Raw genomic sequence first — 24,030 nt, 5'->3', positions numbered from 1 at the left:
GGATCTGCGCGACACGGATTTTCGGACCTTGCACCATGCGGACGCGGCGGACTGGCTCCGTCCGCGCCTGCCCGAGCGCTTCGAGCGGAGCCTGGATCCGGAGCGGGCCATCAACGAGTGGGCAGATGACTCCGTCACCCTGGCTTCCAACGCGGCCGAGGGCCGTCTGCGCCTGGAGCTCCGGCACGATGACTACGGGCGCGTCGGCATCGGGACGTATCGAGCCCTGCTGGGAGAGGGGGAGATTGGCCGCTACCACTTGCCGCTCTTCGGGCCCTTCGCCGAGCTGAAGACGGTGGCGGGACCGGTCCACGTGGGCGTGAACGCGTTCGCGGGCGGCCTCTCGGATCCGGTCCGAGGCCTCTCCACGCGGCCGGCCCATGAGGAACTGCGCGCCACCGGAGGCAGCCTCTACTTCCTGGGCGCCTCGGCCGTCGCGGAGGGCTCGGAGCTGCTGCGCGTGGAGCTGCGAGACGGGCTCACCGGGCTGCCCCTCTCCGAGCAGCACCTGGTGCGCGGCCGGGACTACGAGATCGACTACGTCGCGGGGCGCATCCTCCTGGCGCGTCCGCTGTCGTTCCTGGCGGGGAGCTCCTGGCTGAGCACGGACGCGCTGACGGCGGCGCCCGAGCCAGTCCTCGTCGTGGACTACGCGGCGACCGTGCTCGCTGGGAGCCAGGACACGGCCGGCGGCGAGGCCTGGGCGCAGTGGGGCGGGACGCGGGTGGCGCTCTCCGGCCTGCGCGAGCGCCGCGCGGGAGCCCCCTATCAGCTCCTCTCTGGGCGGGCGCGTGGGGCGCTGGCGGGTTACACCCTGGAGGCCGAGGTGGCGCGCAGCAGCGGGCTCGCCATCGCGCCGGAGGTGTTCGGGGTCTCGGATGATGGAGGCCTCTCGTACCTGCGGCCTGAGTCCGAGCCGGGCTCGGGCGGAGATGCGCTGGGCCTGCGAGTGCATGGCCCGGGGCCGCTTGGAGGCGGCTCGGTGGACGCGGCCTTCCGCTGGCGCGAGCGAGGGTTCTCCGACAGCGAGCACACGGACTCTGCGCTCTTCCGGCAGCTCTCCCTGCGTGCCTCGCAGCCGGTGGGAGACTTCCGCCTCACGTTGCTCGGGGATGATCGAAGCTCGGCGGATCCCCGCTTGCCGTTTGGTTCCGGCTCCATCGCCGCGCGCACGCTCGGCCTGGGCGTGGGGTACGAGCGCGATTCGTGGGGCGTGCGCCTGGAGCTGAGGGATGGCTGGCTGCGCGCCCCCGAGGTGGCGGGAGAAGGGCCTGCGCTGGAGGGAGGCCGGACCTCGGTGGGGCTCCAGGGCCGCCTGCGGGTGAGCGATCGCGTGACGCTCACGGCGAGCCATCGCCAGGCGCTCCTGCTTCGCGGCGAGGGCCCGGGGCGCGTGGATGACACGTTCAGCTCGGCGGGCGTGGATGTGCGGCTAGAGCAGGACACCACCGTGGGCGTCCGGGGGGGATGGGGGCCGAAGCTCGGGCCGCAGATCTGGGGCAACGCCGCCATGCGCCGAGGGCCCGAGACCTACTACGGGGGCTATTCGGTGGACGTGGATGGGCCGGACTTCGGCGCGGGCCGCGCGGTGATGGGCGCCCGGACCGAGCTGGACGACGGCACGAGCGTCTTCGTGGAAGACGTCAGCTCCCATGACGCGAACGCGGTGCGCCTGGCGCGGGCGGTGGGCTTCCAGCAGACCGTCTTCGGCGGGCTGCAGGTGGGTGGGCGCTACGAGCGCGGGGTGCGCAACCTGCTGGATCTCCCGTCCTCGCTGACGCGCGACAGTGGAGGCCTGTTCGGACAGCTCGTGCTGGAGCGCCTCCGGGTGGACGGTCGCGCGGAGTTGCGGCGCGAGCGCGGCGTGCCGGATCGCGGCGCGCAGGCTCCCGTGGACCGGCTCCAGGTGGTGGTGGCGCTGGCCGCCGAGGCGGTCTTGCGAGAGGACCTGCGCCTGTCGGGCCGCGTGAACTTCGCTCGCATGGTGGGTGCCGAGCAGCTGGAGCAGCGGTTGCTCGAAGGCTCGACGGGCGTGGCCTGGAGGCCCGGCCCGTTCCTGCTCGTGGCGCGCTACAGTGTTACCCGCGAGCTGCTGCCGGGCCCGCGCAGCGCGTTCGGAGAGCGGGTCCTCCAGGTCCTCTCGCTGATGCCCGCGGTCCGCCTGGGAGATCGGTTCGCGCTGGCGGCAGGCGTCCACGCGGGGCACTCGGGCCTGGGCTCCACGGGGAGCTGGCAGTGGACGGGGACGGTGCGGCCTTCGGTGCGGGTGGTCGGCGGTCTGGAAACAGCGGTGGAGGTTGCACGACGCACCTCGGCGGGCGAGGGTGAATCCCTGAGCTCGTTCCGGGCCGAGGTGGGGTATCGGGTGGACGAAGGGCTGCGATTCGCCGCAGGCTACACGGTGTTGGGTTTCAGCGGCTTGGGGCTGTCGGGAGAGACGACGGATGAGTCGGATCGGCTCTATCTACGCGCGGAGGTGGCCTATTAGCGGGGGCCGGCAGCTGCGGCTGGCCCTGGTGGCCGGCGCGTTGCTCGTCGCCACGGGAGCGGCGCGCGCAAGTCAGGTCTGCTCTCCGGCGGCCGCTCCGGGGATCCTTCCCTCCGCCAACATCGTCGTGCAGTCCGGGGGGCCGCAGTCCTCCATCCAGGCGGTGGCTCCGGCGAACCCTCAGTGCCCCATCACGGACTACCGCTGGACGGCCCTGACTCCCTCGGCGCCTCAGCTCATGACGAATGGGGCGAGCGCCAGCTTTGACACGCCCAAGTTCCTCTGCCAGCGCGATGGCGCCAGCTATGTCTACCGCGTCGAGGCGCTGGATTCGTCGGGCGTCGCCTCCGAGCCGAGGGACTTCACCGTCCAGCTCAAGCCCTGGGGGCAGCCGTTGGCTCCCTTCGCGATCGATCCGCAGGTGAACCTCGCCGCGGGGGCCGGTGCGGTGTTGACGCCCGATCAGACCCACCCGTGTTCGCCAACCTCGGGCTTCCCGGGCCTCGACACCCAGTGGGCGCTTCCGGAGGGCCAGCTCCTGCCCCCGGGCATCCGGCTGCGCACCCCGGAGGGCACGCTCGTCACCGGCCCGAGCGCCGTCACCCCCCAGCTCCAGATCGAGACGGATGCGTGCGCCGCCGGTCAGGTGACGCTCTTGGTGAATCACTACACGCGAGATGGCTCCGGGGTCGCGGGGCCTGTTTCCACCGTGCAAGTGAACGTGGACCCTCAGTGGGTGCCGATCTCCAACGGGGTGCTGATGCTCGACGCCGATGCCATCTCGCCCGAGCGCATCGCGGGGACGGCCAGCGTGGAGGGGCTCAACTGCATCGAGCAGCGCGGCGGAGTGAAGGCGCGCATGAGCCTGAGGCTCCCGGACGGGACGCTCGTTCAACAGAAAGAGTTCCGGATCCCCAGCCCCTGGGAGTTCTCCATTGCCCCCATGTGCGGCGGGCAGCACTTCCGCCTCGAGACGCTGCTGGTGGAGGGGCCCGGGTTTACCGCCGAGGCGCTCCAGCCGAGCGAGCGATACTCCAGCGCAAACGTCTCCCAGCTCGCGCTGCTCCAGACCGACATCATCGTGCCTCCGATCGAGCTCTCGCTGAGGCCGAGCGAGGCGGCTCATCTGGTGGCCTCGTGTGGCCAGGCGGCCAGCGGCACGCTGGAGCAGCGGCTGCCAGCGGGGCCGTGCTCGGGGTCGCCCCTCACCTGGGAGTACGTGAGCGGGCCCGAGCTGACCCAGTCCTCCTTCACCGGAGAGCAGATCCAGCTCACCACGAGGGAGACGGATTTTGGCGCTCTGCTCGGGCAGTCCGTGGTGATGCGCGTCAGCGTCGACACGGGGAAGGTGAGCCAGATGGAGCAGACCGTCCCCATCACCGCGGAGCCCTTCGTCACGGTCGATCGCCACGTGGAGAATGCCGTGGGCGCCGACACCGATCTCACCGGCGTGTCGGTGGACCTGCACAACACCACGGAGTGCGGCGTGGGCCAGGTGGACCACGTGGAGCGGCTGGCGGGCGTGGACTATGTGCCCGGGAGCGCGCGCTTCAATGATGCCCCCGTCGAGGCCGAGCTGGACGGGGAGACGCTCACGGTGCGAGGCCTGACGCTGGAGGGCGGCGCCACGGGCCGGCTCACGTATGTGGTGCGCCCGCGGCTGCTCGGGGCCTCGAGCTTCGAGGGCCAGTCCTTCGTTCGAGGCATCCCCGTCTCGCAGCCGCCGCCGGAGTCTCCTTCCGGGTACGGATGTGACGGGAGCGGCTCGGGGGTCGCGGCGCTGGGGCTCGCGGGGCTGGCCGCGGTGCTGCGCCGGCGCCGGGCGCGGTGAGCCTCGGGCTCGGCGTCAGAGCCCGAAGGTGATGCGGCGCTTGTTGGACTCCTCGCGCCGCTCGTGGAGGATGCCCATCAGCTCCAGCCCTCGCAGGGTGGCCAGCGTCTCGCGCTCCGAGAGATCCGTGAGCGTGAGCAGATCCTCCACCGTCTTCGAGCCATCCGCGTACGCCAGCAGCATGGCCTGGGGGCCCGTCAGCTTGAGCTCGTGCAGCCCGTAGGGCGGCGCGGCCGTGGGGAAGAGCCGGCGCGTGCGAGGCAGCTTCTGCCGCAGCGCCACCAGCGTCTCCTGCTTGAGCACGCCCTCGAGGATGAGATCCCCGGGGAAGAGCGCGAGCTTCACCAGCCCCGCGCTCTGCAGCCGCATGGGGCTGAAGCCGTAGAACCCCGTGGTCCAGCCGAAGGTGGACCAGAGGATCTCCTTCACCTGCTCCTCGATGAGCGCGCGGCGCTTGTCCGCGGTGATGAGGCCCAGGCGGATCATCGCCTCGCCGGTGCGCACGCCCCCTTCCTTGGAGAGCGCCGCGACGGCCTGCTGATCGCTGTCGGAGATCAGGCCCCGGCGCGCGCAGAAGCGGGCGAAGCGCTCGTTGGCCAGGTTGGACGCGGCGTACACCGGCTGGCCCGCCTCGAAGTAGACGACCTTGAGGACCTGGCCTTGCCGCAGCTTGAGCTCTCCGTGGTGGCGCGCCTCGTAGTAGGCGTTGAGCAGCCGGGGGATGGTGGCTTCCTTGATCTCTCCCTCGAGCGACCACTCGGGCAGGGCGCGGCGCCCCACGCGGGGCAGGGAGGCGGGCTCCTGCGCGGCCCCCTTGTCCTTGGCCCACACCTTCTCGCGCTCGCCGAAGGGCAGGAAGATCTCCGGCTCGGGAGGGACCGGGGGCTCGGTGGGAGCCTGGGGCTCGGACGGTATGCCCGAGGCGGCCTCGGCCAGATCGGCCAGGCCCATGAGCGCCTCTTCGGTGCCGAGGATGATCGGCGCCGTCTCCTCCTCGGGAGGGATCGCCTCCGGTGGGAGCGCGAAGGCGGCGGGCTGGGTCACCTCCGCGTCATCGTCCTCCTCGCTCTCATCTCCCTTGTCCTCGTCATCGATCGCCAGCTCCAGCAGCTCGAGGACGGACTCCTCCTCGTGCGCCTCGGGAGGCGGTGGAGGAGGCAGGGTGCGCTGGGGCAGGCCGCACTTCTGCTCCAGCGCGTTCAGGAGGGCATCCAGCTCGAAGGGCTTGGCGAAGAAGTCCCGGGCGCCGTAGACGGAGGTGGCCTCCTTGGCGAGGCGATCCCCCTTGTACACCCCGCTGATGGCGATGGCGGGGATGCCGTGAGGGATGAGCGCGGTGAGCAGCTCGGTGCCTCGCATGTCGGGCAGGAGCAGGTCCACCACGGCCGCGTCGAAGGCTTTCGGGCGCAGCAGCGCCAGGGCCTCCTCGCCGCTGTGAGCGGCCTGGGCTGTGTGGCCACGGCTCTGGGCCGCTGCCACCATCAGGGAGGCGAGTTCGAGGTTGTCTTCGACGATGAGCAGTCGCGCCATGGGGCACAGGCACCATAGCATCCACATCATGGACGTTCAGGGCTTCCATCATGTCGCCCTCCAGGCGCGGGATGTCGAGCGGGTAACCGCCTTCTACCGGGACCTGCTGGGCTTTCCGGAGCTGACCCGGCACCACCGCCCGGATGGCTCCTTGAGGAGCATCTGGGTAGGCGTGCCCGGGGGGGCCTTCCTGGCCATCGAGTCGGTCGAGGGCGAGCCCGAGCAGGCCCCCTTCCGGCACGAGCGCCCGGGGCTGCTGATGCTGGCGTTCCGCATCCCTCGCGCCAGCCGGTCCGCGGCGGTGCAGGCCTTCCTGCGCGTGGGGGTCCACCTGGAGCACGAGACGCGCTGGACGATCTATGTCCGGGATCCCGAGGGCAACCGGGTGGCGCTCAGCCATCACCCAGAGGACTGACCTGCCGCATTCAACCGGGGGCGCCTTGCGAAAGGCGATCCCCCTGGGTATCAAGCGGCGACATGCGCCTCGGGGAACTGCTCATTCGAGAGAAGCTCATCACGCCCCCGGCGCTCGAGGAGGCGTTGGAGGCGCAGGTCGTCCACGGCGGGCGCCTGGGGACGAACCTGCTGGAGCTCGGGCTGCTCTCGGAGCCGGATCTGGCGCGGATGCTCGGGCAGCTCCACGGGTGCGCGCACGCCTCTGGGGAGATGACGCCGGATGCGCAGGCGCTGGCGCTGGTGGATCTCAACGACGCGGACGACAAGGACTACCTGCCGATGCGGGCGGACGCGACGCGGTTGAGCCTGGCGGTCATCAACCCGAAGGATCTCTCGACGCTGGACGCGGTGGCGTTCAAGACGGGCAAGCGCGTGGTGCCGGTGATCATCCCCGAGTTCCGGATGCACCAGCTGCTGCGCCGGTACTGCAAGGCGTTCCGGCCGCTGCGCGCCATCGACATGAACGCCGTCCGGCCGCCGAGGCCCGCGCAGGGAGCTTCGGACGGGCCGGTCAAGCCCACCAAGGTGGCGGAGCTGATCAGCGAGGAGGAGTTCGAGTCCGTCTACGCCCAGGCGCTCACCGGCGGCGCCCGGTCCGAGCTCATCAACGAGCTGCTCGAGGAAGAAGAGATCATCACCGGCGAGGAGGTCGCCGCCGAGGAGGAAGAGATCATCACCGGTGAGGTGGTGGAGGAGGCGCCACGCCCTGAGGTGTACGCGCCACCGCCCACGGCTCCCCAGCCGCCCGAGCGTCCGACGGTGCCGATGTGGACGGTGCCCGAGGCTCCTCCCGCGCCGGTCGAGCGTCCGACGATGCCGATGTGGACGGTGCCGGAGACTCCCGCCGCGCCGGTCGAGCGGCCGACACTCCCCATGTTCCCGATGCCGGCCGAGGCTCCTCCCGCGGCGGGAGCCCCGCTCTCCGAGAGCGCGCCTCCGGTTCCGGATTACGCCATGCCGTCGGCGGCCCCCGTGCCGCCCCGAGCCAGCCCCGGGCCCGCCAGGCCACCGGAGCCTCTTCCGTTCATCCCCGCTCCCACGGAGACGCCCGCGCGCCGTCCCGCGGCGGGCTTCATCCCTGTCCCCTCGGACGCTCAGGCCGGGCCTCGGCCGGCTCAACCTCGGGCCGCACTGCCGCCCGTGGCTCCGCCCGCGCAGGCGCCGGTCGCGGCCGCCAAGCCCGCCGCCACCACTCCTGGGAAGGCCGCGCCTCGGCGTCCCGCCACCACGGCGGCCAAGCCCGCGATCAAGCCGCTCACCTTCGTGGATGCCCAGGCGCAGCTCGCCAAGAGCCTGGATCGCGAGGATGTGGCCACCACGGTGCTGCGCTACGCGGTGAGCAAGTGGCGGCGATGCCTGCTGCTGTCCGTCCAGGGCAGCCTGGTCACGGGTTGGCACGGCATGGGGCGGGGCGTCCGAGACGCCGCGGTCCGCCGCATCGGCGTCGCGCTCCGGGAGCAGAACACCTTCCGGCTCGTGCGGGACACGCGCTCGCACTACATCGGGCCGGTGCGCCGGGACACGGCGATGAACGTCTTCTATCGCCTGCTCGGGGCGGACAAGCGGCCCGAGCCGCCCTTCCCGAAGACGGCGGTGATCCTCCCGCTGCTCGTGCGCGGCAAGGTCGTCCACCTGCTGTACCTCGACAACGGCCCGGAGCAGCTCACCACGCCGGACGTGGGCGAGCTGCTCATCCTGGCCCAGAGCGTGGGCCGCTCGTACGAGGCGATGATCCGGCGCCGCAAGAGCGCCTGAGCCGCTACTCCTCCGGGTCCTGGAAGTCGACCGTGAAGGTGACGCGCTGGTTGGCCTCGAGCGTGAAGGTCTTCTGCCACCGCGCGCCGTTCACCGTGACGACGAGCCGGTGCAGGCCCTCGTAGAGATCCAGCTCTTCGATGGGGGCCGTGCCCACGTTGTGCCCGTCGACCTGGACGATGCCACCCTGGGGGGCGCGGATGTTGACGTAGCCCTTGTTCAGGTAGACGCGGACCGTGGTGCGGCCCGTGGGGTTCACCGTCACCGAGCGTGCCGTGTTGATGCCCAGCGGCGGGTTGCTCAGGGACAGCACATACCTGCCCGCGGACAGCGGCACCGTCACCGGGGTGCGCCCGAGAACCCCGCCATCGGCCAGCAGGGCCTCCACGCGCGGGTCCACGATCAGCTCGAGTTCGGTGCCGGCGTCCACGCCGCCATCCGTGCCCGCATCCATGCCCGCATCCATGCCCGCATCCGGGGCACCAGCGTCCGCCACCGGCTGCCCGGCATCGGCGAGAGTCCCCGCGTCGGCCATCGTCCCCGCATCGGCAAGGTCCAGTGGATTGGCCGGGGGCAGGGGAGTGACAGAGGGCAGCGAGGTGCCCGCGTCCTGCGGTTCGTCAAAGTAGGGGAAGTTCGCGGGCAGCTTCCCGCGCGACACCACGACGGCCGCTCCCACGGCGACCAGGGCCAGGGAGCCGATCACCAGTGGGAGGCGGGAGCGGCTCGGGGGCGGCGCGGCCGTGGGAGGCACCGGGGCTGGCGCCGTGGCGGCTGGGTGCGTGGGAGCAGACGCGGGCGCTCCGGCCTGTGCCGTGGGGTTGACCGCCGCCGGGCTCGGAGTCGGAGCTGGAGCCGCGGGGCTGGCCGCCGGAGTCGGAGCCGGAGCCGCGGGACGGGCCGCCGGACTCGGAGTGGGAGCCGGAGCCTTGGGCGCCACCGCGGAGGGGGCGGGAGGCGAGGAGATGCGTGAAGGTGCCGGAGCCGAGGCCGCGGGCGCCACGGTCGGCGCGCTGCCCGTCGCGGGCTTCGCGACACCGGCGTGCTTGAGGGCCTCCGCGAGCCCGAAGTCCAGCACCTTGCTCCGCGCCGAGCGAGCCTCGTCGCTCGGCGGGAAGAGCCGGTTCATGAACGTCGAGAGGACGTCCTGCGGAGGCAGATCGCCCATGGCCTCCACGATGGCCTCGCGCAGGGCGAGCGCCGTGGGGTAGCGCTCATTGGCCCGCTTGGCGGTGGCCTTGTGCACCACCGTGTCGAGCGTTCGCGGAACCGTCAGCGGCAGCGGGGGCAGGGCCTCGGTGAGCGTGGCCGTGTCCGCGTCCTTCGCGTCCTTGAAGGGGATCTTCCCCGTGAGCAGCTCGTACAGCGTGAGCCCCAGCAGGAACACATCCGTCTGCACGTTGACGGCGTCGCGCCCTCCGAGCAGCTGCTCGGGCGCGCTGTACTTGCGCCGGTTGCGCACGCGGCGGCCCCCGCGCTCGCGAGGCGCCACACCCAGCGCGCCATACCCCGTCACCTTGCACACGCCCGTGAAGGAGATGATCAGCGTCTCGGGCCGCACGTCTCCATGGACCAGCGGCGTGCCGTCATCGTTGCCGGCCATGTGCGCGTAGTGGATGCCCATGGCCGCGTCCGCCACGATCTTCGCGGCGAGCGGGGGAGGAATCTTCGGCGTCACCTCCATGATCCGGCGCACCGTCTCGCCGTCGGCGTACTCGGTGACGCGCGCCAGCCCCTGCTCCAGCGTCACCAGCCCGTGGACGCGCAGGATGTTGGGGTGATCGAACACCACCGCGCGGTTCGTCTCGCGGCGGAGCCGCTCGATCAGGTCCGCATCCTGCGCGACCTCCTGCGGCGCCCAGATGAGCACCACGGGTTGAGGCGGAGCGCCTTCCTCCAGGGCAAGCCCCAGGAAGGCGCGTGACCCCTCTCCCGACAGTAGAGGGCCGAGCGGCTGATAACGGACCTGGCTCATGTGGCGATCATGCTAGAGGCGTTGGCCCTGGAACGGGAGGGTGATGTGGTAGCCGTACCGTCCCCGGCGGACGAGCAACAATACGCTACGTCCACGTCGCGCCGTCAGCAGGGCCTCCCGGAAGGCATCCGAGTTGGCGACTGGCTGATTGTTTACCCTCAGGATCACATCCCCCGGCTCCAGGCCGGCCTCCTGCGCCACCGAGCCCGGACGCACCCCGGAGATCGCCATGGCGCCCCGCGCCTCCTTCACTTTGAGTCCCAGCCGCTCCCAGGCCAGCGTCTCCGTGAGCCGAGGGGGGAACTCCACGGGCGTCACCTGGAGTGTGCGTGTCTCGCCGTCATGGAAGAGCACGAGCGGGAAGGTGGAGCGGGCCGGGTAGCCGCGCACGCGGGTGTCGAAGTCCTCCGCGTCGTTGATCCGCGAGCCCCCCATCTCCGCCACCACATCCCCTCGGCGAACGCCCGCCTGCTCGGCCGGGCTGCCGGGTTCGACGCTGGCGACCAGCGCGCCATAGGAGCGATCCCACCCGAGCTGCGCCGCGAGCTGGCTCGGCAGATCCACCGCGTCGATGCCCACCCACGAGGGGCGCACCTTCCCGAACCGCGTCAGCTCGTCCACGATCCGCCGCACCTTGTCCGCGGGGATCGCGAAGCCAATGCCCTGCGCGCTGGCGAAGATCGCCGTGTTGATGCCGATGAGCTCTCCGTCCACGTTGAGCAGCGGGCCGCCCGAGTTGCCCGGGTTGATGGCCGCGTCCGTCTGGACGAAGTCGTTGTAGACCGTGCCGTCCTCGGCGCGGAACGTGCGCCCCGTGGCGGACACCACGCCCGCCGTCACCGTCTTGGACAGGCCGAACGGGCTGCCGATGGCGATCACCGTCTCGCCGATCATCAGATCCGAGCTCGTCCCCAGCTTCGCCGTGGGCAGCGGCTCCTTGGCGCTCACCCGCAGCACCGCCAGATCATTCGTGGAGTCGCTGCCGAGCACCTCCGCCTCCAGCGTGCGCCCATCCGCCAGCACCACGTGAATGGCCGAGGCGCCGCGGATGACGTGATCATTGGTGACGATGATGCCGGATGCGTCGATGATCACCCCGGAGCCCAGCCCCTGCACCTTGCGGCGCTCCATCTGGCCGCCCCCACCGCCGAAGAAGTCCTCCAGGAAGGAGCGGCCGCCGCCGCGGAAGCGAGACTCCACCTCCTGCTCGGTGCCGATATAGACGACCGCGGGAGAGACCCGCTGGACCACCTCCACGACGGCGGACCGGCGGCGCGCCATGTCCGCGTGCACCGTGGAAGCCAGCAACAATCCGGTGAGAAACCACCACTTCATACCTGTAACCCTCATTCCATACCTCCCATGACACCCCAGGTGTCGAGCGAGCGACGGCAGGACTGTCGGGAACCGCGCAGCATTCCCGGCCCCGTCTGGATGCGGTGTGCGGCTCTTTAATAGATCAGGAGACGGGCCAGTGGTGGGAGGGAGTCCCGCCCGCTGGCGTCGAGGAGCGGTGGAATGAGTCTCGTCCTGGTAGCGGACGATGAACCGGCGGTGCTCGAGGTCCTGAGCCAGGTGGTGGAGGACATGGGGCACGACGTGCTCCAGGCCCGGGACGGAGAGGAGGCGTTGGGGCTGGCGCGGGCCCGTCAGCCTCAGCTGGTGGTGACGGACCACATGATGCCGCGGCTGAGCGGGCTGGAGCTGTGCCGCAAGCTGCGCAGCGATCACGTGCTCAAGGATGTGCCCGTCATCCTGCTGAGCGCGGTGCTGCCGCATGGCGTGCCGGAGGCCTCGGCCTTTCTGCACAAGCCTTTCGAGATCAACGACTTCGAGTCCCTGATTCGCCAGTCCCTGGCGCACACGCCCGTGGCTCGCCCAGCGCCAGATGCGCCGCCGGTGGAGGCGCTGGGGCACTGGGTGGCGCAGACGCTCCAGGGGCCGCTGGCGGTGGCGCGCGAGCAGCTCCAGCGGCTGCACGCGGCTCCGGCGGCGGATCGGCAGGCGCTGGACACCCTGGGCGCGCAGCTTCGCTCGATGGAGGCTGTCACCCGGAACCTCCAGGAGGCCGCGCGGCTGGCCGCCGGGAGCGTGACGCTGCGCGCGGTGTCGGAGGATCTCACGCCCCACCTGCGACGCGTGGTGGAGAGCTGGCAGTCCCAGGCACCCGAGGTGGCGATTCACCTCTCGGCGCCGGAGGAGCCGGTGGGGCTGCACTTCGATCCCGAGCGCATCCGCCAGGTGTTCGACTCGCTGCTGGCCAACGCCGTGCACCACGGCAAGGGCCGAGGCGAGGTGCGGGTGGAGCTGACCACCTCCCAAGGGCTGGTGACGGTGCGGGTGCGGGACGAGGGGCTCGGCTTCCCGGAGCAGGAGCTGTCTCGGCTCTTCACGCCGTTCCAGGCGCGCTCGGAGGACGGAGGCACGAGGCTGGGGCTGTACATCGCCTCGGAGCTGGCGCGCCTGCATGGGGGCGCGCTGTCCGTCGAGTCCCGTCCGGAGAAGGGCTCTACCTTCAGCCTGCTGCTGCCGCGAGGCTGATCAGGCGCGCTGAGACTTCAGCATCCAGCCGATCATCTTGTAGAGCAGCCGGGCGCCCACGTTGCCGTCCCACTCACTGCCCTCGGGATCCGGGGCCACCTCGGTCAGATCGAAGCCGACGATGGTGCGCCCCGAGCGGACGACGCCAGCGATGAGCGCGTTGGCCTGGGGGAAGGACAGTCCGCCGGGCACGGGGGTGCCCGTGTGGGGGCAGAGCGTGGGATCCAGCCCGTCGATGTCGAAGGACAGGTACACCTGCTGAGGGAGCTGGGAGACGATCTCGTCCACCGTGCGGTTCCAGGGCACGCCATCGAACTGCTTCTGCTGGAGGGTGGAGTCGAACCAGGCGCGGACGCGGCCGTTGGAGCCTTCGATGAGCTGATGCTCCTCCTGGCTCATGTCGCGGATGGCGACCTGGACGAGCGACTTCACGCCGGGCAGGCGCTGCACCACGTTGTACATGATGGAGGCGTGGGACCAGGTGAAGCCCTCGTAGGCGTTGCGCAGGTCGGCGTGCGCATCGAGGTGGAGGACGCCCAGGCCGGGATACTTCTCGGCGTGGGCCTGGATGCTGCCGAAGGAGATGGAGTGGTCTCCGCCCACCACGCCCACGCGCTTGCCCTGGCTGAGCCAGTGCTTCGTGGTGCGGTAGACGGCGTCATTCATCTTCTCGCAGAGCGCGTTGACGTCGGCGGCGGCGGCCTGGAGCTCGGGCTGGCCGGGGTGGATGCCACCGGCCTCGATGACGAGCTGAGCGCGCTCCTTGGCGCGGGTGTTCCAGGCGCGCAGGTCCTCGGACTCGGGGAGCAGGGCGATGCCGCGCTCGTAGGGACGGCCGGTCTCCACGTCGAAGAGGTCCACCTGGCGGCTGGCGTGGAGGATGGCGCCGGGGCCCTCGGAGGTGCCTCCGCCATAGCTGGTGGTGGCCTCGAAGGGGACGGGGACGAGGACGACGTGGGCCTCGTCGGGGGAGTGGGGCAGGCCGAAGATGCCGGAGTCCGCTGGCGCGGCGGCGCTGGGATCGAAGTGGGTAGCCATGGCGCGGCGCAGGATATGGAGCCTGCTTCGCCGTGCAACCCCTTCGCTGCATAATCGAGCGAAAGGTGCCCTTGGGGCTGCTAGACCTATAAGCAGGAGAAACTCGACATGGCCACGCGCAACCTGGATCCATGCCCCCGGCTAGCCACATGGAGTGTTGGCCTGTTCGTCCTTACCTTGGCATGCGCGGGGTCCCGGCTCTATTACATCTACAACGACTTGCCCATGCTTGAAGGCAAGCCCAAGTTGAGGATTGCACCTGGGCCCTGGCCGGTTGTGCCCGCCGTTTTTTCGGAGGTGGCCAACGTTCCAGATGAGTTGGTGCTTCCTACGCTCAAGGCCTTGATGGATTTGCCAGGTGCCGCTGATGCATGCGATGCGAATACAGGCCGTCCACGGCCTGATGCCGCTGAGTATTGCGTCGCCATCTACAAGACGCCGGAGGATTGGCGTGTGTCGTGGCCTGTCAGGAATCTGACTGGAGAACTCAGTGCGTGCACGCCTCCGTTTGGTGGTGTGGATGATGCGGATTTTGGCCGGGATCTCCCAGTTATAGGCTTCGCCCACCCTCATCCGTGCGGAACCGTCATGAGTAGCTGGGACCTCGGTATATTCCCCATGTTGAAAGCAGGGGAGGGACTTTGGGAGATGGTGGCTTATGGAACGACTCCCAGCGGCAAGCTACTTCGTAACTCCCGAGGAGAATTGATCCCTGCATGGCATTGGTTGGCTACGGGCCATAGAGAAGATCCCCGCTATTACAAATGGAGTCAGGCGGGGGATGTTTTTCGGTGGGACAAAGACAAGCAGGAATGGGAGTTTCAGGCAAACTGCAAGCCTCAGTCATCCGGCATGCTCGGCTCCAAGGTGCTCGCCCCAGTCTGCACTCCTGAATTACACAATTGACAACTCACGTCTTCCCTGGAGTGGCATCATGCTGAAGCCCCATCATTTTCTGCTCCTTGCTTCGATGCTGGCGGACGCCGGGCCTTTGACTCCGCAGACCAGTTCTCCACGTGGAGATGCAGGGACTGTGTTTCCTCCGTCTGGTTCGCCAAGTCGAGATGCAGGGGCTATGACCTCCCCGCCAGCAACTTCAGAGCGGGATGCAGGCCCTGGCAGCCTCCCGGACGGTGGTGTGGGGAGCATCCACTGGCCGGAGAACCTGCGTCCACTCGCCACCTTGGATGGGCCTGCGGTTCTCGCAGCACACGCGGTGCTGCAGCGTGTCCTATCACGCTTCCCAAAGGAGTATGCGGGCACTTGCTCTTATTCAGCCAAGGCTCTGGAGGTGATCGTCGGTGAAGAAGGAGGCCTGTATTTTGTTCGCGTCAATCGACGCGAGGATAAATGTGGATGGGTCGCCCCAGGTGTGAATACCGATCTCGACTGGTTCGAGATGTATGCGGTATCTCAAGACGGCCGTATCCTTGAACGCTACCCTTATTTTCCGTAGGTCTGGGTTTGGGCCACGAGCGCCATGTTGCACCCGTGGCCCAAGTCCGGGCCTTACGGCTTCTGGTCGAAGTCGAAGGCCGCGGTCAGATCGTTCACCGAGGCGTCGCGGGTGCTGAGCGGCTCCAGATCCCAGCGGTGCTCGATGAACGCGAGGATGGACGTGGTGTCATACGAGGTGTGATCCACGAACCCCTTGCGCGCGTAGGGCGAGATGATGATCGCCGGGATGCGCGAGCCAGGACCCCACTTGTCTGTCGTGGGCGGCGCCACGTGATCCCAGAGCCCGCCGTTCTCGTCGTAGGTGATGATGATGGCCGTGTCCTGCCACTGCGGCCCCGAGCGCACGGCGTTGATGAGATCGATGACGTGCTGCTCGCCCGCGATGACGTTGGCGTAGCCGGGGTGCTCGTTCAACTCCCCGATCGGCTTCACGAAGGACACCGCGGGCAGCTCGCCGCCGTAGGCGGCGTTCAGGAAGTCCTGCTCGTCCTTGAGGTGCTCCGTGCGGCCGAGCGTATTGTCCGCGTAGTTCTGGAAGTAGGCGAAGGGCTGGTGGTGGAACTGGAACTTGGGATCCGGATGGCCCGCGATGGCGTCATTCCAGCCACCCGAGTACCAGGCCCAGGACTGGCCGGCGGTCGTGAGCCGATCACCGATCGTCGGCAGCGTCTGGTTGGGGACGAGCTGATCGACAGGTGCGGTGGACGGGTGGGGCACGTTCACCGTGAACGCCGTGTTGACGACGTACCCGTCGGGAGTGACCGCGCCATCCTTCACCAGGTTCCCGTTGGCATCGAGCTGCGCGACCATGGCCGCGGGAGCGCTGGGGAACACCGGGGTCGCCGCGGCGATCAGCCAGATGTGGTTGAGGAAGGAGCCACCGAAGGCCGAGTGGAAGAAGTTGTCGGCGAGGGTGTACTTCTTGGCCTCCTCGGCCATGGGCAGGCCCTCGGTGTGGTAGTAGCCCATCGTCAGGCCCTTCGCGTCACTGACCAGGGCGAACTTGTCCATCTTGCCGCCGTCGATCTGCTGCTGCTCCTGGTACCAGCGGTGCACGAGGTCGCCCGTGGGCTGGTTCGCCGGGACGTACTGGTCGATGTTGAAGGGGGCGTTGGGCAGGTCCGCGGGGAAGCGCGGATCCAGCACGTCCGGATTCGGGGTGGTGTCCATCGGCTGCGGCAGCACCGCGTAGGGCTGGCCGCTCGCGTCGATCTGCTTCGGCGCGTTGACGGCGTTCGACTGCCCGTTGGCGCCGGGGAACTCGCCGTACATGTTGTCGAAGCTGCGGTTCTCCTCGAAGATCACCACCACGTGGTTGATCTTCTTCTTCAACCCCTGCTGAGGGGTCTCGTCATCACCACACGACAGCACCCCCAGGGAGGCGGTGGCCAGCGTGAGGCAGGTGAAACGGCGGAGGGAAACGGGCACGGTCATTGAGAGAAGTCTCCTAGGGGAGGAGGAGCGCGGAAGGCGCGCGGAGCTTCGTACGCCAGGATTCCCAGGCCGTCACGCGAATGTGCTGCAATGACTATGAGTGAGCCTGCTCCCAGGCCAGGACGATCTTGCCCACCGTCTCGTTGCTGGCCATGCGAGTGAGGGCCTGGCGAAGCTCCTGCATGGGCAGCACGGCGTCGATGACGGGCCTCAGCGCTCCCGAGCGGAACAGCGGCAGCAGGTGACGCTCCGCGGCCTGGGCCAGGGCGATCTTCTCCTCCAGCGGGCGGCTGCGCAGCACGGTGCCCGTCACGCGCAGCCGCTTCACCAGCAGTGTGCTCAAGTTGACTTGCGTGCGGTGTCCCGCGACCAGCCCGACGACCATGACCCGGCCCTGAGGCGACAGCGCCTCCAGCGTCTCCGACAGGTAGTCCCCGCCCACGAGCTCCAGCGCGAGCTCCGCGCCTCGGCCTCCGGTGGCCTCACGCACCGCGTCGGCGAAGCGCGGCGGAGGGCCCTCCACGAGCACCGTGTGCTCGACGCCCCACTCGCGCGCCCGCTCCAGCTTCTTCGCGTTGCGCCCGGTGCCCACCACACGAACCCCCGTGGCCCGGCACAGCAGCGCCGCCGCCGAGCCCACGCCGCTGGCCACCGCGTGCACGAGCACCGTCTCTCCCGGCCGCATCCCTCCCTGGAGCACCAGCGCGTCGAAGGCCGTGAGGTACACCTCGGGCAGCGCGGCGGCGTCCGTGAAGCTCATCGCCTCGGGCATGGGAATGGCCTCTCGCTCGTGGGTGGTGAGCTGCTCGGCCCAGGCGCCTCCGCCCACCAGCCCCATCACCCGGTCTCCCGGGCGGAAGCGGCGCACGCGCGGGCCCACCGCGAGCACCTCGCCCGCGTACTCCAGGCCGGGGATGTCCGGCGGCGCATCCGGCGGCGGAGCGTAGCCCCCCCGGAGCTGGAGCAGGTCCGCCCGGTTGATCGCGGTGGCGCGCACTCGGACGAGCAGCTCCGAGGGGCCTGGAGTCAGCTCCGCGCGCTCCTCGTAGGAGAGGACCTCGGGACCGCCAGCGCCAGTGGTGCGGAAGACGTGCATGGGGACCTCATGTGCTTCCAGGGCTCAGCCGTTCCACTCGGTGTAGTGCGTCGTCGCCTCGCCCATTGTCAGCCCATGGCTCCGGGAGAGGTGGAACAGGTGCGGGAAGGTGGAGAGCTGATACCAGAAGGGCTTGAGATCCTCCCGCCTCCAGAACGCGTCCCGTGCAGCGCCGAACGCTCGCCACCACTCGCGCAGCTCCGTCCACGAGCGGACTCGTGGCAGCGCGTTGGTCACCATGGCGAACCCGACCATCGCGGGCCTCTCGAGATCCGGCTCGGCGATGGCCTGGCCGAACATGGCTCGCCCCAGCCTTCCATCCTCCGGGAACAGGAGGAGGCCGCTCGTCATCCGTGGGTTGCACTCGAGCGCGAACAGCTCGCCTCGCGCGGTCTCGATGAAGTCGAACCCGAGGCTCCCCGTGAAGCGCGTGCCCTCGAGGAAGCGCAGGACCCACTCGCGCACGCCGGGATGCCCGAGCGGCTCGTAGTAGTAGCCCGGCCCCGAGGGGAACCGGTACCGCGGCCGGTAGCAGACCTGCGCCATGAGCGCTCCCTCCCAGACGATGCTGGAGGAGCACAGCTCCGTGCCCTCGATGAACTGCTGCGCCAGGAGCGTCTGCCCGAAGTCGAGCGTGGGGAGGGGCGCTCCCGCCTGGAGCAGGCGCGTCTTCTGGCCGAAGCGGGAGAAGGCCGGCTTGACGATGAGGCGGGGCTGCTCGTGTAGCAGCGCCTCCAGGTGTCCCGGGTTCTCTAGCCGCCAGGTCTTCGGGGCGGGCAGCCCCTGGGCCGCGATGCGCTGGTTGAACGCCCACTTGTCATGGAACGCCGCGAGCTGCTCGAAACTCGCTGTGACCACCTCGCAGCGCGCCTTCAGCCGCTCCTGGTGCCGGGCGATGTAGAGGATCTCCTCGCCCAGGGGCACGAGCACGTCGATCCGCTGCTCCCCGATGATCGCGAGCAGGCGCTGGATGAAAGCCTCCTCCTCGAAGCGAGGCGCGGGCACCTGGAACGAGCGCTCCACCTCTCGGGAGTAACGGGTGGCGTGGGTGGGGAAGGTGTCGCAGACGAGCACCTCGTGGCCGGCCTGGTGGAGCTGTCGAGCCGCCACGAGCGCGGGGAGGCCTCGGGCACCCGTCAGGAGGAGGCGCACGGGTACTGGCGGGGAATGTCCTTCAGCGGCTCCGGGCCGGGCTCATGGGTGAGCATCGGCCCGGTGGTCCACTGCCGGAGATAGTGGAGGACGTACGAGCGGCGCTGCTCCTGTGGCGGCGAGAGCGCCGGCAGGTGGACCCACGCCACGTCCGGATAGGCGTGGTGGTTGAAGTCCAGCTCGCGGTGCAGGTTGAGCCAGCCATACGGCCACGGGGCCTGCAGGTTGAAAGCTCCCGCCAGCACGTCGCGCGGCGCGTACGAGTGCTCGAGGTAGTTGGTGCCGGACCAGATCGCCGCCGCCGCCGCGTAGAACAGCGCCAGCCGGGCCCCGGACAGCCCGGACAGCACGCACACGCCCGTCAGCGTCAGGACGCACAGCAACAGCTCCAGGCGGATGCGCCCGACGCTGATCGACTCGTGGCGGAAGATGGCCTCGGCGACGTGGAGGCGCTCGGACATGCGGCGGAACACGCCCGGCGCCACGAGCAGCAGCAGCAGGAAGGGCGGGATGATCCAGTACCAGAACCCCACCAGCATCAGGTACCAGCCGATCGTCCGGCCCACCCGCGACTGGTGCGGGTAGTACAGATCGAACATCTCCTGATCGCTGCGGTTCTTCAGGTGATGGCTCCAGTGGGTGATGGAGAGCATCGACGAGGAGATGGGGAACAGCAGCCCGGACAGGACACCGAGCCAGCGGTTCCACGTGGGGTTCGAGTGGAGCTTGAGGTGCGAGGCCTCGTGGAGCAGGGCGAACTGGGTCTGGAAGAGCAGGGCGAACGCCGCCACGCACAGGCCCAGCGCCCAGCCGCGCTCCACACGGGCGCCGAGCACCAGCAGCCCCACCAGCGCCGAGACGATGGCCAGGGTCAGGAACGTGTTGAGCCGGTTGGGGATGCTGCGGAAGTCTCTCGGCGTGCTGCTCATGGCGAGGCCTCAGTATCTCCCAAATCAACGCCGCTCGCGCCGGTCTCCCACCACCCGGGCGGGGACTCCGGCGACGATGGCCCACTCGGGCACGTCCCGCGTGACGACCGCGCCCATGGCCACCACCGCATGGGCTCCGATGGTGACCCCATCCGTGACACCCGCGTTCGCGCCAATCCACACGTCCGCGCCGATGCGGATGCCTCGCGAGGTGACGGGCTGCTCGCGGATGTCCCGGTCCGGATCCAACCCGTGGTTGAAGGCGTAGAGCGCGGCCCCCGTGGCGATGCGCGTGCCGTCTCCGATGTGGATGCCCGCGGCCCCTCCATCCAGGCTGGCCCGCGCGTTGATGCTCACCTCCCGCCCCAGCACCACCGGGCCGTGCATGAAGACGTCCGCCGCGATGCTCGAGCCCGGACCGATGACGAGGGTGCGTCCAGGCTCGGCGAACAGGCGGGCCTCGGGCGCCACGAAGCAGCCCTCGGCGATCTGCACCGTCTCCAGCTCCATGAAGCGCGCCTGCACCTCGCGCTGCCACTCCTCGGCCCACTTCCGGTGGCGGGGCTTCAGCGAGAAGTAGAGCCAGGGCATCCAGGAGAGCCGCTGCTTGTGCTGCTCGCGGCGGCGCGCGTCGAGATCGTCCACGGACGGAGGATCTACTGCTCGTTGAAGCGCAACGGGAGCTGGATCGTGAGCTCGGGTTGATTGGTGTTACGAGGGAAGGCCACCCGCTTCATCTGTCCCTCCAGGCACTTCGCCAGACTCGATGACACGTTCGCTGGCTCGACGATCTTGGCGGCGTCCACCTCTCCCGAGTGAGCGATCGTGACTTGGAGCATGACCCGGCGGTCGGCGGGAAGCTCGGCGCGGAACTGCTCGCCACACTCGAGGATCTTCCGGGAGTTCTTCACCATGACCCGGCTCACGTCCTTGGCGGTGAGCATGGAGGGCGCGGGGGGTGGCTTCGTCGTCACCGTGGGCTTGGGCGTCGTGTCCACGGGAGGATCGGCCGGTGGAGGCTCGGTCTTCTCCACCACGGGCGGGGTGGGCGTGGGGGGCGCTGGCGTGGGAGGGGGAGTGGGCTCCACCGGGTGAGTCGGGCTGGGGACCGGCGCGGTCACTACCGTAACGGGAGCGGGAGGCGTCGCCCGAGGCATGAAGTACCAGACCACGCCCCCGCCCAAGGCCAGCAGCGCCACGGCACCCAGGGCGCCCACCGCCACGGACAGCCCCGTGCTCCGCGCCGGAGCAGGGCTGACGGGGACAGGTACAGCGACGGGCACCGGCCCGGTGGGAAGCCCCTGGGAAACGTGGGTGTGGAGCGGTTGGGGAGAGACCACGGGGATCCCTGGATCCGACGGCCGGACCAGGGTCTTCTCGGTGCCGCTCAGCTCCTCGGGTTGCTGCAGCAGGGTGTGGGCGCCCAGCTCCGAGAGCGAGGGGATCTTCGTCTTGCGCTCGACGTCGGCCGGGCCGAACACGCCCTGCATGTACTGGGCGAGCTGCGACACGCCCGGGATGGACGCCGTCCCGCGCAGGAACTCCTCCAGGTCGGCCCGCATATCGGCGGCGCTCGCGTAGCGATCCTCGCGGCGGCGCTCCAGCGCCTTCATCACGATCCGATCCAGGGCCGGAGGAATCTCGGGCCGGTGGGCGCTCGGCGGGGGGATGGGCTGATCCATCAGCGCCAGCAGCACGCCGATCTCCGTGTCCCGCTCGAAGACGCGGCGCGCGGTGAGCAGCTCGTGGAAGGTGACGCCCAGCGAGAACAGATCGCTGCGGGCATCGAGCTGCTGCTCGCCCCGGGCCTGCTCGGGGGACATGTAGCCCCACTTGCCCTTCAAGAGCCCCGGCTGCGTCTGCGTCACCCGCGAGGAGGCCTTGGCGATCCCGAAGTCGAGCACCTTCACCGTGCCCTGGTAGGTGACGAAGATGTTCGAGGGCGAGATGTCCCGGTGGACGAGCCCCACCGGCTGGCCCTGCTCCTGGTAGCCGTGGGCGAACTCCAGGCCCTCGAGGGTGGAGAGGATGAGCCGGGCGGCGATGGGGATGGGCACGCCCTGGCCCTTGTAGTGGGCGGCGGCGATCACCGCGTCCAGATCCTCGCCCGCCAGATACTCCATGCAGATGAAGTACCGGTTGTCCGCCACGCCCAGGTCCGTGATCTGGACGATGTTCGGGTGGTGCAGCCGAGCCGCCAGCCGCGCCTCATCCAGGAACATCGAGACGAACTCTCGATGCTGGGTGAAGTGATCGAGCATGCACTTGATCACCACATCCCGCTCGAAGCCCTCGGCGCCGATCTGCTTGGCGAGATAGATCTCCGCCATGCCGCCCTCGGCGAGCTTGCGGATGAGCACGTACTTGCCGAAGCGACGCGGCGTGGTGACCGGCCGGGTCAGGGGAATCACTGGTTGGGAAGCCGTCATGGCCGATCTTTCCGAAGAGTACGGACCCAGTATGCCTCGCCTTGGCCCGAGACGAGACGGAACACCAGGACCTCCGTAGCAGGCAGGCGCTGGGAGAAGCGGCTCTTGGCATCGAGCGTCACAGCCTGCCCATTCAGGAAGAGCCGGGAGCCGAGTGGGACCACGCCCTCCACCGGGACTGCTCCGCTCCCGAGGCGCTCGCCGGGGCGAGGCCGGCTGAGCGCGAGGCCTCGGCGCTCATTGTCGTACACCAGGTCCAGCTTGTTCATCCGGCCGCCTGCCAGCTCGTCTCCTCCAGGGCCGAGCGCCGCCACGTACCAGAGATAGCTCCCCTCGCTGAGGGTGCCGGGCTCCAGGCTGTATTGGTTCTGGTTCGTCACCCGCTGCAGGAGCGGCTTCTTCACGTCCGCGGCGCGGTAGACGCGGAGCTGATACGAGCGAGCCCCCGGCCGGGGATCGAAGCTGAAGTGCAGCGAGGGGGCCGAGCCCTGGAAGTAGACCGTGGCCTTGAGTCCGGTCTCGAGGACCTCGGCCTTGGGGCTCTGGCTGGCCAGCGAGGAGCGGCCGCGATCCGGCTGGAAGCGGGCCGAGCCTTGCGCGCGCACGTTGCCGTCCTCGCCGAGGAAGCGCCAGTGCAGCTCGCCCCGGGCGGGCGGTTCGACTCGCACCCAGTCCGCGCCCGCGCGTCCCGCGAGGAGCGGCTCACGGAAGGAGGGCTCCTCCGCCACCTCCACTCGGAGGGGGGCGCCGGACGCGGGAGGAACCTGGATCCCCGCCTCCGCGAGCCCGTCGGTGAACACGCGCGTGGCCTTCGCGTCCGGCGGCAGCACGAGCACCGGCGCCGAGGCCTGCGCGGCCTGCGGTGACTCCGAGGAGCGGCGGACCCCTTCGCCCGCCTTGAGGACGGTGGTCTTTCCATCGGCCACCAGCTCGGCCTGTCCGGCGAGCACGGTCACGGTGGAGCCGGACTCGGGATTGCTCACGGAGACCGTGCTCTGCTCGGAGACCTTGAGCTCGACCTCGCCTCGGGCGTCCGCCAGCTTCAACGACTGCTTCCCGGAGGCGAACTGGAGCCGCGCCGTTCCCCGGCTGAGCTGCAGCGTGTACGAGCTCTGGTCTCCCTGCCGAGAGGCTTCCTTGATCGTCCCGGCGGTGTCTCCCGCGAGGCTCACCTGCAGCGATTTGGAGGAGAGGCGGGCGCTGGAGTTCGCGGGGATCTCGAACGCCGTGCCGCGGCCGAGCTCCCGGCTCTGCTCCGGGGCCACGTCGGTGAAGGCGCTGTCCTGGGCCCCGCGCACGCGGGCCTTGCCGCCCTGGGGCTTGAGGGTGAAGACGATCTCCTCCGCGACCACCGGCGGCGGAGCCTGCTTGGGCTTGCTGAGTGAGAGCGCGAGCTCCTCGCCCGCCACGACGGGCACGGCCTGGCCTTGCGGATCGATCACCCGGATGTCGCCGTACTGGAGCGTCAGCTTGGGATCCTTGCCGCGCAGGTCGAACACCATCTCCGCGGCGGTCACCAGCTCGGCCCGGCCGAAGCGGCCCGTGATGGTGAGCCCGCTGCCGGTGGCCTGCGGCGAGGTCGAGACGATCCGTCCCTCCTCCAGCTCCAGGGTGAGCGCCCCCGGCGCGCCGTTCACGCGGAAGCGGCTGTTCTCGGCCACCTCCACCTCGGCGCCGTTGACGTACCGCACGCGTGCGGTGCTCCCGGGCCCGGTCACCACCGTCTCGCCTGGATAGAGCGGCTCGTCCACGCGGCCGGGGCGGGAGGCCGCATCCTGCTGCACGGTGACTTGGCCCTGGAGCTGGGTGATCTGCGCCAGCTCCGGCACGCCGGGCTTGGGGACGGGCTTCTTGTCACACCCCTCGCATCCCCAGAGGAGCAGAAGCAGCGGGAGCGTGAGGGAGAGGGCGCGCACGG

Annotated in this window: 18 protein-coding genes; 7 read left to right on the top strand and 11 right to left on the bottom strand. The window is 69.7% G+C overall.

What is annotated here, in order from left to right; genetic code table 11:
* Together ACJ8AT_RS03115 and ACJ8AT_RS03110 are read left to right on the top strand one after the other, a co-directional pair.
* On the top strand, positions 1-2,488 hold a 2,488-nt coding region (locus ACJ8AT_RS03115; protein ID WP_407736031.1), incomplete at its 5' end, for a flagellar motor protein.
* Positions 2,445-4,319: a hypothetical protein gene (locus tag ACJ8AT_RS03110; RefSeq protein ID WP_407736030.1), complete on the top strand. Its 1,875-nt coding sequence runs from the start codon at positions 2,445-2,447 to the stop codon at positions 4,317-4,319. The genes ACJ8AT_RS03115 and ACJ8AT_RS03110, both read left to right, overlap by 44 nt.
* A gap of 15 nt (positions 4,320-4,334) precedes the next feature.
* Here the strand turns inward: ACJ8AT_RS03110 and ACJ8AT_RS03105 are convergent, their stop codons facing one another.
* Positions 4,335-5,849 (bottom strand): response regulator, encoded by a 1,515-nt coding sequence (locus ACJ8AT_RS03105; protein ID WP_407736029.1) that lies wholly within the window; start codon positions 5,847-5,849, stop codon positions 4,335-4,337.
* Positions 5,850-5,877: 28 nt separating this feature from the next.
* Here ACJ8AT_RS03105 and ACJ8AT_RS03100 point away from each other — a divergent pair, with 28 nt between their 5' ends.
* Both ACJ8AT_RS03100 and ACJ8AT_RS03095 read left to right on the top strand, forming a co-directional pair.
* Positions 5,878-6,264, top strand: coding sequence for a VOC family protein (locus tag ACJ8AT_RS03100; protein ID WP_407736028.1), 387 nt, complete (start codon positions 5,878-5,880; stop codon positions 6,262-6,264).
* A 62-nt stretch (positions 6,265-6,326) separates the two neighbouring features.
* On the top strand, positions 6,327-8,060 hold the full coding sequence (locus ACJ8AT_RS03095; protein ID WP_407736027.1) for a hypothetical protein: 1,734 nt from the start codon (positions 6,327-6,329) through the stop codon (positions 8,058-8,060).
* Between the two features lie 4 nt (positions 8,061-8,064).
* Here ACJ8AT_RS03095 and ACJ8AT_RS03090 read toward each other — a convergent pair whose 3' ends face one another.
* Positions 8,065-10,035 (bottom strand): protein kinase domain-containing protein, encoded by a 1,971-nt coding sequence (locus ACJ8AT_RS03090; RefSeq protein ID WP_407736026.1) that lies wholly within the window; start codon positions 10,033-10,035, stop codon positions 8,065-8,067.
* Positions 10,036-10,047: 12 nt separating this feature from the next.
* On the bottom strand, positions 10,048-11,370 hold the full coding sequence (locus ACJ8AT_RS03085; protein WP_407736025.1) for a trypsin-like peptidase domain-containing protein: 1,323 nt from the start codon (positions 11,368-11,370) through the stop codon (positions 10,048-10,050).
* Positions 11,371-11,553: 183 nt separating this feature from the next.
* Between ACJ8AT_RS03085 and ACJ8AT_RS03080 the strand changes: the two genes are divergently transcribed.
* The gene (locus ACJ8AT_RS03080) at positions 11,554-12,576 is read left to right on the top strand and encodes an ATP-binding protein (RefSeq protein ID WP_407736024.1); all 1,023 of its coding nucleotides are present in this window, start codon (positions 11,554-11,556) and stop codon (positions 12,574-12,576) included.
* On the opposite strand, the gene ACJ8AT_RS03075 is transcribed toward ACJ8AT_RS03080, so the two are convergent.
* Complete coding sequence (locus tag ACJ8AT_RS03075) at positions 12,577-13,614, bottom strand: agmatinase family protein (RefSeq protein WP_407736023.1); 1,038 nt, start codon at positions 13,612-13,614, stop codon at positions 12,577-12,579.
* Between the two features lie 225 nt (positions 13,615-13,839).
* Between ACJ8AT_RS03075 and ACJ8AT_RS03070 the strand changes: the two genes are divergently transcribed.
* A complete protein-coding gene (locus ACJ8AT_RS03070) occupies positions 13,840-14,520 on the top strand; it encodes a hypothetical protein (protein WP_407736022.1) in 681 nt (226 codons plus the stop codon).
* Between the two features lie 28 nt (positions 14,521-14,548).
* Positions 14,549-15,070 (top strand): hypothetical protein, encoded by a 522-nt coding sequence (locus ACJ8AT_RS03065; RefSeq protein WP_407736021.1) that lies wholly within the window; start codon positions 14,549-14,551, stop codon positions 15,068-15,070.
* 53 nt (positions 15,071-15,123) lie between these two features.
* Here ACJ8AT_RS03065 and ACJ8AT_RS03060 read toward each other — a convergent pair whose 3' ends face one another.
* From ACJ8AT_RS03060 to ACJ8AT_RS03030, 7 genes are all read right to left on the bottom strand, one after another.
* Positions 15,124-16,506: an alkaline phosphatase family protein gene (locus ACJ8AT_RS03060; RefSeq protein ID WP_407736020.1), complete on the bottom strand. Its 1,383-nt coding sequence runs from the start codon at positions 16,504-16,506 to the stop codon at positions 15,124-15,126.
* Positions 16,507-16,600: 94 nt separating this feature from the next.
* Positions 16,601-17,602 carry an NAD(P)H-quinone oxidoreductase gene (locus tag ACJ8AT_RS03055; RefSeq protein ID WP_407736019.1) on the bottom strand — a complete coding sequence of 334 codons (1,002 nt, stop codon included), beginning with the start codon at positions 17,600-17,602 and terminating at the stop codon, positions 16,601-16,603.
* Positions 17,603-17,626: 24 nt separating this feature from the next.
* Positions 17,627-18,754: an ATP-grasp domain-containing protein gene (locus ACJ8AT_RS03050; protein WP_407736018.1), complete on the bottom strand. Its 1,128-nt coding sequence runs from the start codon at positions 18,752-18,754 to the stop codon at positions 17,627-17,629.
* Positions 18,739-19,683, bottom strand: coding sequence for a fatty acid desaturase (locus ACJ8AT_RS03045; protein ID WP_407736017.1), 945 nt, complete (start codon positions 19,681-19,683; stop codon positions 18,739-18,741). The genes ACJ8AT_RS03050 and ACJ8AT_RS03045 overlap by 16 nt, the downstream gene beginning before the upstream one ends.
* A 24-nt stretch (positions 19,684-19,707) precedes the next feature.
* On the bottom strand, positions 19,708-20,274 hold the full coding sequence (locus tag ACJ8AT_RS03040; RefSeq protein WP_407736032.1) for an acyltransferase: 567 nt from the start codon (positions 20,272-20,274) through the stop codon (positions 19,708-19,710).
* Positions 20,275-20,339: 65 nt separating this feature from the next.
* The gene (locus ACJ8AT_RS03035; RefSeq protein WP_407736016.1) at positions 20,340-22,112 is read right to left on the bottom strand and encodes a protein kinase domain-containing protein; all 1,773 of its coding nucleotides are present in this window, start codon (positions 22,110-22,112) and stop codon (positions 20,340-20,342) included.
* Positions 22,109-24,028, bottom strand: a complete 1,920-nt coding sequence (locus tag ACJ8AT_RS03030) for a hypothetical protein (protein ID WP_407736015.1) — start codon at positions 24,026-24,028, stop codon at positions 22,109-22,111. Before ACJ8AT_RS03030 ends, ACJ8AT_RS03035 begins: the two co-directional genes overlap by 4 nt.
* Between the last annotated feature and the right edge of the window lie 2 nt (positions 24,029-24,030).

The organism is Hyalangium sp. (assembly GCF_045802625.1).
GTDB lineage: Bacteria > Myxococcota > Myxococcia > Myxococcales > Myxococcaceae > Hyalangium.
The sequence above is the reverse complement of the archived record's forward strand: the minus strand, read 5'-3'. Positions and strand labels throughout refer to the sequence as shown.